At 44.8% G+C, this 14,270-nt stretch carries 16 protein-coding genes; 11 read left to right on the forward strand and 5 right to left on the reverse strand.

Going from position 1 to position 14,270, the window contains the following annotated elements; translation table 11 throughout:
- The first annotated feature begins 164 nt into the window (after positions 1-164).
- The 5 genes from M0413_RS12965 (at position 165) to aroG (ending at position 4,899) form a co-directional block, all read left to right on the forward strand.
- A complete protein-coding gene (locus tag M0413_RS12965; RefSeq protein WP_011071066.1) occupies positions 165-503 on the forward strand; it encodes a P-II family nitrogen regulator in 339 nt (112 codons plus the stop codon).
- Between the two features lie 10 nt (positions 504-513).
- On the forward strand, positions 514-1,764 hold the full coding sequence (locus M0413_RS12970) for an ammonium transporter AmtB (protein WP_037414289.1): 1,251 nt from the start codon (positions 514-516) through the stop codon (positions 1,762-1,764).
- Positions 1,765-1,879: 115 nt separating this feature from the next.
- Complete coding sequence (locus M0413_RS12975) at positions 1,880-2,227, forward strand: hypothetical protein (RefSeq protein ID WP_144345433.1); 348 nt, start codon at positions 1,880-1,882, stop codon at positions 2,225-2,227.
- A gap of 118 nt (positions 2,228-2,345) precedes the next feature.
- On the forward strand, positions 2,346-3,533 hold the full coding sequence (locus tag M0413_RS12980) for a tetratricopeptide repeat protein (protein WP_037414293.1): 1,188 nt from the start codon (positions 2,346-2,348) through the stop codon (positions 3,531-3,533).
- Between the two features lie 307 nt (positions 3,534-3,840).
- Complete coding sequence (gene aroG / locus M0413_RS12985; protein WP_144376345.1) at positions 3,841-4,899, forward strand: 3-deoxy-7-phosphoheptulonate synthase AroG; 1,059 nt, start codon at positions 3,841-3,843, stop codon at positions 4,897-4,899.
- A 50-nt stretch (positions 4,900-4,949) separates the two neighbouring features.
- On the opposite strand, the gene M0413_RS12990 is transcribed toward aroG, so the two are convergent.
- Complete coding sequence (locus M0413_RS12990; protein ID WP_011624090.1) at positions 4,950-5,126, reverse strand: hypothetical protein; 177 nt, start codon at positions 5,124-5,126, stop codon at positions 4,950-4,952.
- A gap of 503 nt (positions 5,127-5,629) precedes the next feature.
- Between M0413_RS12990 and M0413_RS12995 the strand changes: the two genes are divergently transcribed.
- Together M0413_RS12995 and M0413_RS13000 are read left to right on the forward strand one after the other, a co-directional pair.
- Positions 5,630-7,420, forward strand: a complete 1,791-nt coding sequence (locus tag M0413_RS12995) for an ABCB family ABC transporter ATP-binding protein/permease (protein ID WP_249554505.1) — start codon at positions 5,630-5,632, stop codon at positions 7,418-7,420.
- A gap of 110 nt (positions 7,421-7,530) precedes the next feature.
- Positions 7,531-7,788 carry a hypothetical protein gene (locus M0413_RS13000; protein WP_037414299.1) on the forward strand — a complete coding sequence of 86 codons (258 nt, stop codon included), beginning with the start codon at positions 7,531-7,533 and terminating at the stop codon, positions 7,786-7,788.
- A 23-nt stretch (positions 7,789-7,811) separates the two neighbouring features.
- Here M0413_RS13000 and M0413_RS13005 read toward each other — a convergent pair whose 3' ends face one another.
- From M0413_RS13005 to M0413_RS13015, 3 genes are all read right to left on the reverse strand, one after another.
- A complete protein-coding gene (locus tag M0413_RS13005) occupies positions 7,812-8,018 on the reverse strand; it encodes a hypothetical protein (RefSeq protein WP_037414301.1) in 207 nt (68 codons plus the stop codon).
- A gap of 145 nt (positions 8,019-8,163) precedes the next feature.
- The gene (locus tag M0413_RS13010) at positions 8,164-9,654 is read right to left on the reverse strand and encodes an FMN-binding glutamate synthase family protein (RefSeq protein WP_047538818.1); all 1,491 of its coding nucleotides are present in this window, start codon (positions 9,652-9,654) and stop codon (positions 8,164-8,166) included.
- Between the two features lie 11 nt (positions 9,655-9,665).
- Positions 9,666-10,259 (reverse strand): phosphoglycerate mutase family protein, encoded by a 594-nt coding sequence (locus M0413_RS13015; protein WP_099457011.1) that lies wholly within the window; start codon positions 10,257-10,259, stop codon positions 9,666-9,668.
- A 183-nt stretch (positions 10,260-10,442) separates the two neighbouring features.
- Here M0413_RS13015 and M0413_RS13020 point away from each other — a divergent pair, with 183 nt between their 5' ends.
- From M0413_RS13020 to M0413_RS13030, 3 genes are all read left to right on the forward strand, one after another.
- A complete protein-coding gene (locus tag M0413_RS13020; RefSeq protein WP_037414307.1) occupies positions 10,443-11,048 on the forward strand; it encodes a DUF5610 domain-containing protein in 606 nt (201 codons plus the stop codon).
- Positions 11,049-11,157: 109 nt separating this feature from the next.
- Complete coding sequence (locus M0413_RS13025) at positions 11,158-11,907, forward strand: ferredoxin--NADP reductase (protein WP_099457010.1); 750 nt, start codon at positions 11,158-11,160, stop codon at positions 11,905-11,907.
- Between the two features lie 71 nt (positions 11,908-11,978).
- Positions 11,979-12,575 carry a glutathione S-transferase N-terminal domain-containing protein gene (locus M0413_RS13030; protein ID WP_037414311.1) on the forward strand — a complete coding sequence of 199 codons (597 nt, stop codon included), beginning with the start codon at positions 11,979-11,981 and terminating at the stop codon, positions 12,573-12,575.
- A gap of 6 nt (positions 12,576-12,581) precedes the next feature.
- Here the strand turns inward: M0413_RS13030 and M0413_RS13035 are convergent, their stop codons facing one another.
- Positions 12,582-13,001, reverse strand: coding sequence for a hypothetical protein (locus M0413_RS13035; RefSeq protein WP_249558829.1), 420 nt, complete (start codon positions 12,999-13,001; stop codon positions 12,582-12,584).
- Positions 13,002-13,216: 215 nt separating this feature from the next.
- On the opposite strand from M0413_RS13035, the gene M0413_RS13040 reads away from it, so the two are divergent.
- Positions 13,217-14,224, forward strand: coding sequence for a Fe(3+) ABC transporter substrate-binding protein (locus M0413_RS13040; RefSeq protein ID WP_249554509.1), 1,008 nt, complete (start codon positions 13,217-13,219; stop codon positions 14,222-14,224).
- Positions 14,225-14,270: the final 46 nt, after the last annotated feature.

The raw sequence follows: 14,270 nt of genomic DNA on the forward strand, positions 1-14,270 counted from the left end.
GAGTGCGCTGCCTCAACGCTTGCACAAGTCTGGTGCATTTTTAATCGGCTAATTCAAGTGTATTCTTTATTATTTATTTTAAATCAATGAATTAAAATTCTGGCCTAATGATTGAATTATCTTGGCTACAAGTTAATAACAATCGCGTTTTTTTGGAGGTCAGGATGAAACTAGTCAGCGCTATCATCAAGCCATTTAAATTGGATGATGTCCGTGAAGCTATCGCCGGAATTGGTATTGAGGGGATGACGGTGACCGAGGTTAAAGGTTTTGGCCGTCAAAAGGGGCACACAGAGTTGTACCGTGGCGCTGAGTATCAGGTGGATTTTTTGCCAAAAGTAAAACTAGAAATTGCCACTAAAGCAGAAAATCTCGACATGCTGATTGAGGCGATTACCACTGCGGCTCATACGGGAAAAATTGGTGACGGCAAGATTTTCGTTATCGACTTAGAACATGCTATCCGTATTCGTACGGGTGAACTCGACACTGAAGCGCTATAGGGGGCGGAAGATGGAAGAACTAACAAAATTAGGCGTGACAGTCTCTGAACTGCGCTTTGCACTCGACACCTTTTATTTTTTGATTTCTGGCGCCTTAGTTATGTGGATGGCAGCGGGTTTTGCCATGCTAGAAGCTGGCTTGGTACGCTCTAAAAATACCACCGAAATTTTAACTAAAAACGTGGTGTTATATGCGATTGCCTGTGTGATGTATCTATTGGTTGGCTACAACATTATGTATGTCGACAATGCTGAAGGTGGCTGGTTGCCTTCACTCGGTACGCTAATTGGCTCACAAGCTAGCGATGCTAACCATGCCTTGGAATCTGACTTCTTCTTCCAAGTAGTGTTTGTAGCAACGGCGATGTCGATTGTCTCTGGCGCTGTGGCGGAGCGGATGAAGTTATGGGCTTTCCTGTTCTTCTCCGTGGTGATGACAGGCATTATCTACCCAGTTGAAGGCTACTGGACTTGGGGTAAAGGCTTTATCTCTAGCTTAGGTTTTGTGGACTTTGCGGGTAGCGGGATTGTGCACATGACAGGTGCTGCGGCGGCTATCGCTGGGGTGTTACTGCTCGGTGCTCGTAAGGGCAAATATGGCCCTAACGGCCAAGTCAACCCAATCCCAGGCTCTAACCTGCCAATGGCGACCTTAGGGATGTTTATTCTATGGATGGGCTGGTTTGGTTTCAACGGTGGCTCACAGTTGATGGTTTCAGATGCGGCTAACGCTAGCTCTGTCGCTAAAGTCTTTGTGAACACTAACACTGCGGCCGCTTTTGGTGCTATTTCTGCCCTCGTTGTGTGCAAAATGATTTGGGGTAAAGCAGATTTGACCATGATCCTCAACGGTATTCTGGCGGGCTTAGTGGCAATTACCGCCGATCCGCTGTCGCCTTCACTGCTGATGGCGGGTGTGATTGGCCTAGTTGCTGGTGGCTTAGTGGTGTTCTCTATCGTGGGTTTGGACAGAATTAAGATTGATGACCCAGTCGGTGCAATCTCTGTACACGGCGTAGCGGGTTTCCTCGGTTTAATGTGTGTGCCGTTATCAAATGCCGACGCCACTATCACGGCGCAATTAACGGGTGCAGCGATTATCTTCGCATGGGTATTTAGCGCGTCGTTTGCGGTGTGGTTTGTACTGAAGATGACCATGGGTATCCGTGTTTCTGAGGAAGAAGAATATAACGGTATGGATGCATCTGACTGTGGTATCGATGCTTACCCAGAGTTTGTAACTGTAAAAAGTGCGGGCTAACTCGCGCTGATACACTTGATGCCTCTAAGGGATAAGAGGATAGTAAAGCAGAGCCAAGTGCTCTGCTTTTTTTATGGGTCTTCGACTGTCATGCTTATACCACAAGGAGCGAATGATGCGCTTAATCTTTGATTCCACTGGACAACTCAGACGCACCTGTTTGTTTGGGGGTATTCTGAGTGCTCTCTTAGCCTTGCCCACTTTTGCGGGGCAAGTTGTGGTGACTCGCTCGGATAAGCCTTTCGATGCTTTTGCTGTTCGCGACCAAGTGCTGAAAGATTATGAATGGCAGGAGTCTTTGAGAAGACAGGAGCAAATTCAAATTCTGCAAGCCTTGCCCCTTGGGTGTATAGTGCAGATGCAGCCATACCGTTACTTTCGCTGTGGCCAAGATAACTATCGTCCTTACCGTTATCAGCAGCAGGATGTGTATATCAAGGTTGACCCTCCGGCGCAGCGTTAACTCTCAAACTGCCGCAATCCTATGCGACAGGTCGTTATTTTTTGTAACCAATTAATGACGTCTTTTTGGCCAAGTGTAATAAGCTCAAATAAGAGCCTTATGGTCTGGGGGACGTATCATGATACAACTGCGCACCATCTCTAGCGGTATATTCTACTCATTATTACTTTTACTATTATTGGGTTGCAGCTCGACAGCTCCCAAACCTAGTGATAATGAGATAGATGCCCTGTTTGCCGATTCGTTGTTTACACCGGTTAATAATATTCCTAGCGTCGAGGATATTTTTAGTCTTCCGCCCTCTGTGGTAGCCGATGTCCGGCGTGCCTACGATCGCTATAGCTTCTCGACGAAAAATCCCCTTGCGGTGCACGAATGGTTAGCCAGTTATATCAATGCTAACCAAGATGGTGGCCACAGCGACTTTCACTATCAAGATAATCTGACTCAAACCGCCAGCGAAACCTACGCCCAGCGTGCGGGGAATTGTATGTCGTTGGTGGTCATGACATCGGCGCTAGCGGATATTTTTAAGATTGGCACTGAGTTTCAGGATATTGCGATTGAACCCGTTTGGGATAAACAGGGCGAGTTTTATCTGATCAATGGCCATGTCAATCTACGCTTGCTACCCGCTTCAAGCGTGCATGCGGTTTATGTGTCGACCCATGCCATTTTGGTCGACTTTATGCCCGAGCGCGCCCTGCGAGGCTACAACAAAGTGCAAATCAATCGCCAGACCTTAACGACTATGTTTTACAACAATATGGCCGCCGAATCTTTAGTCGAAGGCGATTTAGACCGCGCCTATGCGCTGATTAAAGCGGGTTTAAAATCTGGACACTTTATCCCTGCACTCAACACCTTAGCCGTGATTTATCGCCATAAGGGCGATGAGCAACGTGCAGAGCAAGTTTATCGCTACGCCCTTAAGTTTGATGCTAGCGATATGACGACCCTCTATAACTTAGCGGTGATCTTAGGTGAACAGGGGCGTTTAGATGAGTGGGCACAGATCCATAAAGTGCTTGAATTAGCACGCATTCGTAACCCTTATTACTACTATGATATGGGCGAGCAGGCCTACGATGAGCATCAATACCGTGAGGCGCTCGCTTGGTATCAAAGGGCGGTCGATAAGGCCGATTATCGCCATGAGTTTTTCTTTGGTCTGTCACGCACCTATTGGGCGCTGGGGGATGAAAAACGTGCTAAACAGAATATGGAAAAGGCGGTGGCATTGAGCCGCGAAGCCACAGATAAGCATCGTTATCAGGCCAAGTTACAGGCCATGCAGCAACACTAAATTCCTAACTCAACCTTCTTTATTTGTGCTTAATACCTGATAAAGGAGGTTTTTTATTTCCGCTTTCATCACCGCTTGCTTCCAACCCCAACACTTGCTTGGCTTTAGTTTGCATATCATATTGAAATATTTGGATTTGTATTTTTTAAAAATATGTTAAAACAAGACCTTATAGCTGATTTGTTGAAATGGAGACAACTTGGTTGCATTAGCGGCGCAGACTGGATAAATTGAATTCAGTATTGCAGTCGAGATCCCTATTGCAGCGATAAAAATAGCCTAAACACGAGAGTTGGAGCAGTAAATTATGTATTACCAAAATGATGACGTTCGCATTAATGAAGTCAAAGAGTTACTTCCACCGATTGCGATTCTTGAACGATTTCCTGCTTCCGAAAACGCTGCTGCAACTGTGTTTAACGCCCGCCAAAGCATCCATAACATTCTCGCTCGTCAAGATGATCGTTTGTTAGTCGTTATTGGCCCTTGCTCTATTCATGATCCTAAAGCTGCATTGGAATATGGCCAGCGACTGGTTGCGCTCAGAGAACGTTATCAAGATCAGCTCGAAGTGGTGATGCGTGTTTATTTTGAAAAGCCGCGTACCACAGTGGGTTGGAAGGGGCTCATTAACGATCCTTATATGGATAACAGCTTTAAACTGAACGATGGTTTGCGTACCGCGCGTAAACTCTTGGTCGATTTGAATGACTCTGGCATGCCGACCGCGGGTGAGTTTCTCGATATGATTACCCCGCAGTATGTGGCGGATATGATGTGTTGGGGCGCTATTGGTGCACGCACTACGGAATCACAAGTACATCGTGAGTTGGCCTCGGGGTTATCTTGTCCAGTAGGCTTTAAAAATGGTACCGACGGCACGATTAAGGTGGCGATTGATGCCATTGGCGCCGCGAATGCGCCGCACCACTTTTTATCGGTAACTAAATTTGGCCATTCGGCGATTGTGTCGACCAAAGGTAATCCTGATTGTCATATCATTTTGCGTGGCGGCCGTGAGCCAAATTATAGCGCAGGCCATGTGGCGCAAATCAGCGAGCAGTTGAAAAAGGCTAAGCTAGTCGACAATATCATGATCGACTTTAGCCACGCCAACAGCAGTAAACAATATCAACGTCAAATGCAGGTTGCGAACGAGGTTGCTGAGCAAATAGCGGCGGGTAATAAGGCAATTTTCGGTGTGATGGTTGAAAGTCACTTAGTCGAGGGACGCCAAGATCTGATCGAAGGTCAAGCCTTATGTTATGGTCAGAGTGTCACCGATGCTTGTATTGGCTGGGAAGATACGGAACGTTTGTTAGCGGTGTTAAATCAGAGTGTAACTGAGCGTCGTCAGCGCGATTAATACGCATAAAGATCAAAAACAAAGGCGCTATCCCAGCGCCTTTATTTTTATTATTTTTTGCTCATTTCGGCTAAATATTCGTTCGCTTTGGCTAAGCTACCAAAAGCGGCAATCAGGTTATTTCGGCCTTTGTCCTGAATTTCTGGATTCCCTGACTCGATCATCATCCACACCCAAGTTTGGATCAGTGGTAACGGCGGGTATTGAACTTTGGCTGAATCCAACATAAAGCATCCTTCGATCTTGATTTATTTGAGTTATCTTAGTGTTATCGCAAAACGAGTACAGAGCATATTGCTTCGCTCGCTGCTGCGGCCAGAGGTTTGCAAATCCTGCTGCTAGTGAACTTAAGTCCATGGGGCATTTTGGGTAAAACCGACAAAATAATCAACACTCCAATCCATGTTATCGCAGCCTATTTTAGCGTTCATTATTCGGATAAAACCTTGCAACTATGGCATTTCTTATCGTTAATAAGCCCTTAGTGATTTCTCCTAGGGTAAGTCGTTAGTGTGACATTTTTATATCGAGGCACTTCTATGCGGATATCTAATTAAAGACGTCTCATTACTTCAGTACTGGCAGCTGGTATAAGTGGTAATTGTGCCAAGTGATAAGTGGTTTGTCTGTCAGAAAAATCTGATTGATTTTATTAAAACTTTATCCTTTGATTAACTTTATTATTCGCCATGCTGTTACAATTGACCGACTTAGGCAAAGGTTTAGATATATGCGTCCAACACTGTACTTTGAAGGTCCCATCGATAAGCTCAATTGGCATGTGATTAAATTGCTCTGGCCCTATTTGCTTGAATATAAGGGGCGGGTGGCATTGGCTATGTCTTGCCTTATTGTTGCTAAGCTTGCTAGTGTCGGTTTGCCGTTTATTCTCAAAGATATAGTCGATACTTTAGATGTTAATAAAACAGCGCAGGCCTTGAGTGTGCCTATCGGCTTAGTATTGGCCTATGGCGCAGTACGACTGTTAACTGCCATTACAGGGGAAATTCGCGATACCTTATTTGGTCGAGTAACAGAGCGGGCTATTCGGCGTTTAGGCCTTGCGGTGTTTGATCACCTACATCGCCTCGATTTGGATTTTCACCTAGAGCGACGCACGGGCGGTTTATCGCGAGACATTGAACGTGGCACCAGTGGCGTGAGCTTTTTGATGCGTTTTATGGTGTTTAACATAGTGCCGACGCTGTTAGAAATTGCCATGGTCATTGGCATTTTCTTTTTTAATTATGGACTTGCCTTTGCAGCGATCACTTTTACCTCCGTGATGGCCTACATTTGGTTTTCGGTCATTGCTACCGAGTGGCGTACCGAATATGTGCGCGATGCCGCCAAGGCCGACTCCCTCTCTAATACCCGCGCTATCGACAGCCTGCTGAATTATGAAACCGTGAAGTATTTTAATAACGAGAAATATGAATCGGATAGATACGATCAGGCCCTAGAACAATGGGAAGTCGCTAAGCGTAAGAATCGTTTATCGCTTTTTGCCCTCAACGGCGGGCAGGCGCTGATTATTGCCTTAGCGATGACGGCGATGATGGCGTTAGCGGCTTATAAAGTGACCAACAATGAAATGACCATAGGTGACTTTGTGCTGATCAATGCTTTTATGATGCAGCTCTTTATGCCGCTAAACTTCTTGGGATTTGTCTACCGTGAGATCCGTGGCGCTTTAGCCAATATCGAGCGGATGTTCAGTTTGCTGGATAAACACCCTAGTATTATAGATAAATCCGATGCATTAGATTTTCACCCTTCCCTTGGCGAGCTTAGTTTTGAGCAGGTCAGTTTTAACTATGATGACAGACCCATACTGCGTAATGTTAGTTTTAAAGTTGCAGCGGGTAAAAAGGTCGCTGTGGTTGGGGATAGCGGTGCGGGAAAATCCACATTAATCAAACTATTGTTCCGCTTTTACGATGTAGAGCAAGGACGTATTTTGATTGATGGACACGACATTCGCCAGTTAACACAAGATGCGCTTCGCAGAGCGATTGCGATAGTGCCACAAGATACAGTGTTATTTAATGATTCTTTAGTTGAGAACATTCGTTATGGTCGCCCTGATGCGAGTGATGACGAAGTGCGCGATGCTATTAAACTCGCTCATTTAGAAGATTTTATTGCTTCACTTTCACAGGGTTGGGATACCAAAGTGGGTGAGCGGGGATTAAAACTTTCAGGTGGCGAGAAACAACGAGTTGCGATTGCTCGCGCGATCTTAAAAGGATCGCCAGTGTTAGTATTTGATGAGGCGACTTCATCCCTCGATAGTCGCTCCGAACAGGCTATTTTAACGGCCCTTCGCGAGGTGGCCAAAGGACACACCAGCTTAGTGGTTGCACATCGATTATCGACTATTGTTGATGCTGATCAGATTGTTGTTTTAAGCAAAGGTGAAATTGTTGAGCAGGGACATCATACAGCATTATTAGCCCAGGACGGCCTTTACGCTAAGTTGTGGCGGATACAAAATGAACAACAACAGCTCTTGGTGTAATTATCAAAAGCGTTTGCTGTAAGCCTAATAGCGTTGCGACAATTCAGTTTTTATTCAGCTAAGGCTCTCTATACTCGAATCCAAGCAAATAATCATAAGAGGTGCTTGGCATGGAAAATATGGCATTAAGAGTCAATATTGAAGGCAGAGAAGAGAAAGTCAGCACAGACTGGTTTGCGATTATGGCAACGCTTCAAAAGCGCGGTGTAGATTATGATTCGCTACAACGAATTCATGCTGAGCTCAATGCAGGTCTGAAAGTGACAACAAGACGGTTAACGCTGGCCAAACTGAATCTAGATATGGGACTGGCTGGGATTATTCGTGGAACGAATGAATATAACGCTGATATTCATGGTGTTTGTTAAGCAGAATAATAGGATATATAAAATTATATCCCCTTGGGTTTTCCAGCCTTCCAACCTTCACACAGCAGATTGAATTTATTGGTCGAGTCGTCAATTCGTTTCAGACGAATGACTTGACCTTCACGAAAACACAACAGCTCGCCTTCGATCTCTGTTAAGCGATTACAGCTCTTACAGCTTGTGCTGGCAGTTTTGCTGTCAGACATTTGGCTTACAAAGCTAGATTTCACAGTGTTTCCTTAACAATAAATATGAAATGATTTAATTCAATGCGTGTATCACGGATTTTACTCCTTTTGTGATACACATTCAAATTAGTTATTGCTGAATTAACTTTAGATGAAAGTCGTATGTTATGCACTGGAAATTTATTAATTATTGATTGATATGGGAATAATATTTATCCAGTGAAACCGACAAGCCACTTTCAAGTACAATCCGTACATGGGAAGGTTTGAGCTGCCTTGGTTCTGTTACCCCACATGCATGGGCTATTAGCGCCAAGTCGTGGTGTAGATTATGGTTATAATTGGCAACTCGGTTAGATTTATCTTTTGGATCAAGTCCTTGCTGAAGTTTTTTATTGTGTGTGGTAATTCCAGTGGGACAAGTATCCTTGTTGCATTGCAATGCTTGAATACAGCCTAAGGCGAACATATTCCCACGGGCTGAGGCGATAAAGTCAGCGCCTAAGGCGAGCGCCCAAGCGACCCGTGAAGGGACGATGAGTTTACCAGAGGCGATCACTTTGATACGTTTACGCAGTCCGCGTTGAATCAATACATTAACCAAAATAGGTAGACTTTCTTTTAGCGGTAGGCCAACACAATCCATTAAAGGTTGCGGCGCTGCACCTGTTCCACCATCGGCGCTATCTAAGGTGAAAAAGTCTGGAGCAGATGCTTCTCCACGACGTTCAATTTCATCGCAAAAATCTTCAAGCCATGTTACGTCGCCGAGTACGGCTTTTATTCCTGTGGGTTTACCCGTTACTTCGCGCACTCTGGCAATCATATCCAGAATATCGCCAACATTTTTAAACTCGATATGACCGTTGGGACTGATGGAATCTTGTCCCTGTGGAATACCGCGAATATGGGCGATTTCCTCTGTCACTTTTACGCCAGGTAGGATGCCACCTTTACCGGGTTTTGCACCTTGACTCATTTTGATTTCAAACATTTTGACTTGAGGGTGCGCTGCAATTGTTTTGAGTTTGTTATCGTCTAAATGGCCGTGCTCGTTACGAACGCCATATTTGGCGGTGCCGATTTGAAAGACTAAATCACAGCCGCCCTTTAAATGATAAGGGCTTAAACCGCCTTCACCTGTATTTAACCAACAACCTGCCTGCGCCGCACCATGGGATAAGGCGGTGATAGCGGGGCGGGACAGAGCGCCAAAGCTCATGGCAGAGATGTGGCAAATGGTATTTGTGGTGTAAGGTTCGCGGCAATCGGCGCCAATAGTCAGCGGATGAATGGGTGTAATGTCCTCATCTTGGGTCGGAAAGGCGGTATTCATAAACATAATCGTACCAGTCGTGTCCAAGGGCCGGGTCGAGCCAAATGCTATCGTTCTATCGACATTTTTAGCCGCTCTATATACCCAGCTTCGTTCTGCGCGGTTAAAGGGGAGTTCTTCCCTGTCCTGGGCAAAAAAGTATTGTCTGAAAAATTCACCTTGTTTCTCAAATAAATATCTAAAACGACCAATCACAGGATAGTTATGGCGTACTGCCTGTTTGGTTTGCAATTTGTCAGCAAAGTACATGTAGACAATGGCTAGAGCGCCAAAACCGATAATGATTAAAAACAGCCCAGATAAGAGATCTAGTCCCCACATAAACCAATTCAATTCGTGCATTTTGTTATCCTCTATTCATTGCCGTAGCGGGTGGAGATCAAGCTGGCAGGTTGTCCATCATTAATGGAAAGTAAAAACAACTGGCTGTAATCATCTTCACTGATGTTGGGAATGTCTGGTCCACCGAGAGCCTTGATGATAAGTGGCACGGTGTTGGAGTGCCCTGCAATTAAGCTGTTACCTTTAACCGCATGTACTTGTTCAACAATATGTTGGATATGGGTTTCGAGAGGTTTTTTTGCCTCGAGCACAGTAATCGGTAAATGCCGTTCCGTTGAAATCGGTAATAAGGTTTGCTGAGTTCTTTGATATTGGGTCGCAATCAGCTGTGAAATGGGGGTACGTTTTAAGGCGCTGATAAGCGCCTGAGCACGTATATTGCCACTGGCTGAAAGGGGAGGATCGCCTGCGGGCTCATCAGCTTTTTCTGCATGTCTTACGATAATGATTAATCGATTATCGGCAATAGCTTGATTGATCGGACTAAGTCCAATGCTGGCGAAGAATAGCAGACTTATCAGTAATGATTGTATTAGCGTTCCTGAATTGAAACCGATTCTTCGATTATGCCGCAAAAAACCATGTACATACTGGGCGATTGCCATGCCTTATATCCTTATTTTATGGGCGTGTGCAAGAGTGGGGTTAGGATGGTATTGAATAAACAAACCTATTCTCTATTTGTATCATCGCATTAAGTATGAATGGTACTGCAATTTATAAAATTGCTAAAGTTGCTCAAATTTTGGTCGATAATTAAGTCTCCCCAAGTTGAGTGGACTAGCATCATGGAAATCAATAACCCTGCACAGGTACAGAGCACTTCTTCGACCCACAGTAAATATGCTGAAAACGCGGCAAATAGTGATAAGACGAAAAATGTGGATGCCACCTCTAAACAGACGGCGCAGCAAACTAGTAAGCAGTTAATGAATCAAGCAATTCTATCGGCGCAGGAAGATGTAAGCCTAAAGTCGGGTGATCAATCTATGACCTTGCTTTATCGCGCAGCAATCGAAGCGATAAACAAAGAGTTAGCTCCTTCTATGGGCGAGAACGCGATTCAAACCGCCTATGATAACGGTGTCGATACGTCCCCCGAGGCCACTGCCGATCGTATTGTGAGTTTCGCGACGCAATTTTTTAGTGTTCATCAGCAGCAAAATTCGAATATGAGTTTTGACGAACAGCTCGACAGCTTTATGACCATCATTGGTGGCGCTATCGATAATGGCTTTAAAGAGGCGAGGGATATTTTATCTGGTCTTAAAGTGTTGCAGGGCGATATTGCCGATGGTGTGGATAAAACCTATGGGCTCGTTCAAGAAGGATTACAGGCCTTTAGGGACAGTTTTAATAAAAAATCAAATGAGACTCAAGCGACTAACACTTAATTTAATCCTGCATATCTTAACTCTTAAGCCCCTTACAATAAGGGGTTTTTGTTGTGTGAATAACCGTCTATGCTAGGAGCCTATTTAACGTTTTGCTTGAGGGCGAGTTATGTGGACTAGGGGACGCGTTATTGAACGTATTGATTGGAACGACAAGTTATTTTCACTGCGGATAGCGGCCGAGTTAGCTCCCTTTATTCCCGGTCAATTTATTAAACTCAGTCAACTTCAAGATGATAAGCGTATCGCTAGAGCTTATTCCCTGGTTAATTCTCCCGATAAACCCTATGCCGAGATTTTGGCTGTTGCTGTAGAGGATGGCCAGTTATCCCCACAATTACAGAATCTTACCATCGGTGATGAAATAGAAATCACTCCAACGGCAACGGGTTTTATGACCTTAGATGAGATCCCAAAGGGAGAATTACAAGGTCGGCATTTATGGTTTTTAGCCACAGGTACGGCCATCGGGCCATTCTTATCCATGCTGGATACCGCCGAACCTTGGCAGCGTTTTGAGAAAATTGTGCTTGTCTATGGTGTGCGCGAAGCTAAAGATTTAGCCTACCTCGATAAACTAAAGGCTTATTCGATGCAATATCCAAATCAGTTTATCCTGTGTTTAACTGTGACCCGTGAAAAGCTTGATGACGCATTGCAATGTCGTATTCCCGATGGCTTAGTCTCGGGTGAAATCGAGCGAAAAGTCGGATTAACCTTAAGTGCGGCGGATTCCCAGGTGATGATTTGCGGTAATCCTGGGATGATTAGCGGCGCCCAAGCGGCATTGCTTGATAAGGGGCTCTCGAAAAATTTACGCCGTGCTCCTGGGCAAATTACCGTAGAAAAATATTGGTAATAATGAGAGTGTTTAGCATCCGTTACCAACGTATTCGTTGCTTTATAGTTGTCGTTTAGAAGGATTTTTTGATGAAGTTGCTCTGCTCCCTTGCGTCACCCTATGCTCGCTGTGTTCGTAGCTTAATCCGTTATTTAGGGATTAAAGATATTGAAGAAGTTCTCGTTAATCCAATGGAAAATACGGCACAGTTGCTTGATGTTAATCCGTTAGGTCAGATTCCTTGCCTGATCACGAATGATGGCGTGCCTATTTTCGATAGCGAAGTGATTATGCGTTATCTGGACGCAGAATTAGGTTCACAGGAAATGTTTGGCGGTCAACCTTATAACTGGGTATTGCAGTGCCAGTACTCGATGATCAAGGGATTAATTGATAGCGCGGTGAAGTTGCGCCAAGAGCAAATGCGTGAAGATGAGGGGGTGAGATCAGCTTTTTGGACATCACGTTTTGAGCAGGCTCTGCTGCGTGGGTTGATGCAGATGGAGCATCAGAGCGTGATTACTCAAGCAACCATACAAGCGCCACAGTTAGCGTTAATCTGTTTGTTGGATTATGTGGATTTCAGACACCCTGAACTCGATTGGCGTAAAGTTGCTCCAGCGACTGCGATCTGGTTTAGCGAAATGCGTGATTTACCTGCGTTTGTAGATACTCGCCCACAATAAATATTGTCAATGGTCGGTTAAGCGCCGGCCTTTAGGCTTATCTCGGCGATTATGTTCACCAAATGCGCCGAAGAGATCTTTAGTTATGCCGTAGTCAACTCGGCGATCGTTACCAGCTTGGCGCCTATCGTCATAGTGTTTATAGTGGCACTGACATTGGCTTTGGGTGCAGCCTTTCATTGGAATTTCAGGCGCTTCTTTTGACAGGAAGCGTTTTCCTTTAATTGCATCGACCTGTTTGCAGCAATTAGCTTCGTTTTCAATACTCACGCAGTGGAAGGCATTCAATATCGTCGTTCCGTGCTTTGCTCGTTTTGCCAAACTCGTGGTTTTGGCAAACGACTTGTGCTGCTTTTGACTATTTTGGTAGGTCATAAATATCGCTAGTCCAAGAATGGTAATGAAGAGTAGTAGCATGCTAAACATAATACCTCCCAACTATTTTTAAAAATTAAGATTCAGTTTAGTTTGGTTTGAGATAATTCGCCTTTTTATATCTTAATTTCATTAAAAACAAAAAGTTATACTAACTATTGCTCTCCTCAAGTCGATCAATTACTCTTGCGAAACTGATAACTATTATCATTTTTAGTCTAAGAACGACTCACGTTTGACGTCATCATTTTGAGGAGAAATCGCGAATGAAATGGGTAACTTGTGCCGCTTTAATTGGGTTAATATCGGTTGCACAGTCTGCACATGCGGATGAAAAATTAACGGTTTATTCCTATCGTCAAGCGTTTTTGATTGAGCCCATCTTGAAGCGCTTTACTGAAGAAACAGGCATTGGCGTGAATGTGGTGTTTGCCAAAGACGGGATTGCCGAACGTATCGCCCGTGAAGGTCGCTTATCGCCCGCCGATCTAGTGTTAACTTCAGATTTTTCTCGTTTGGTCGAATTAGTCGAAAAAGATCTGACTTCTCCCGTGAAAAGTGAGCAGCTCAATAGCAATATTCCAGCGCAATACCGTGATCCGGATGGGCAATGGTATGCCTTGACGATGCGTGTTCGAAACCTCTATACGGCAAAAGATCGCTTAGGCCCACAAGCGATTCGCTATGAGGATCTCGCCGATCCTAAATACAAAGGTAAGATTTGTACTCGCAGCGGTAAGCATCCTTACAACATCGCCTTGGTGGCTTCGATGATTGCTCATCACGGTGAGGCGGACACGAAAACGTGGCTACAGGGCGTGAAAACTAACTTAGCCCGCAAGCCTCAAGGTAACGATCGCGGACAGGTTCAAGCGGTAAAAGAAGGCTTATGTGATATCGCGATTGGTAACAGCTACTACTATGGCAATATGCTGCAAGATCCGGAGCAAAAGAGCTGGGCTGAAGCCGTGGTGATTAATTTCCCTAATCAGGCTGACCGCGGTGCCCATGTCAACGTTTCAGGTATGGTACTCACTCGCTACGCGCCGAATAAAGACAATGCTATCAAGTTGATGGAATTCCTCTCTGGCGATGTGGCGCAAAAAGCCTATGCCGAAGTGAATATGGAATATCCAGTAAAAGCCGATGTTGCACCTTCAACCTTAGTGGCCTCTTGGGGCGAGTTTAAATCTGATAAGTTGCCGATTTTCAAGCTGGCGGAATATCACCAAGCAGCAGTGAAATTGTTAGATGAAGTTCAGTTTGACCTCTAGTTAGGCAGTTAAATCGATAAGTGCGCCATTAATTGGCGCACTTGTT

This window comes from Shewanella sp. 8A (assembly GCF_023475945.1).
Lineage (GTDB): Bacteria > Pseudomonadota > Gammaproteobacteria > Enterobacterales > Shewanellaceae > Shewanella > Shewanella xiamenensis.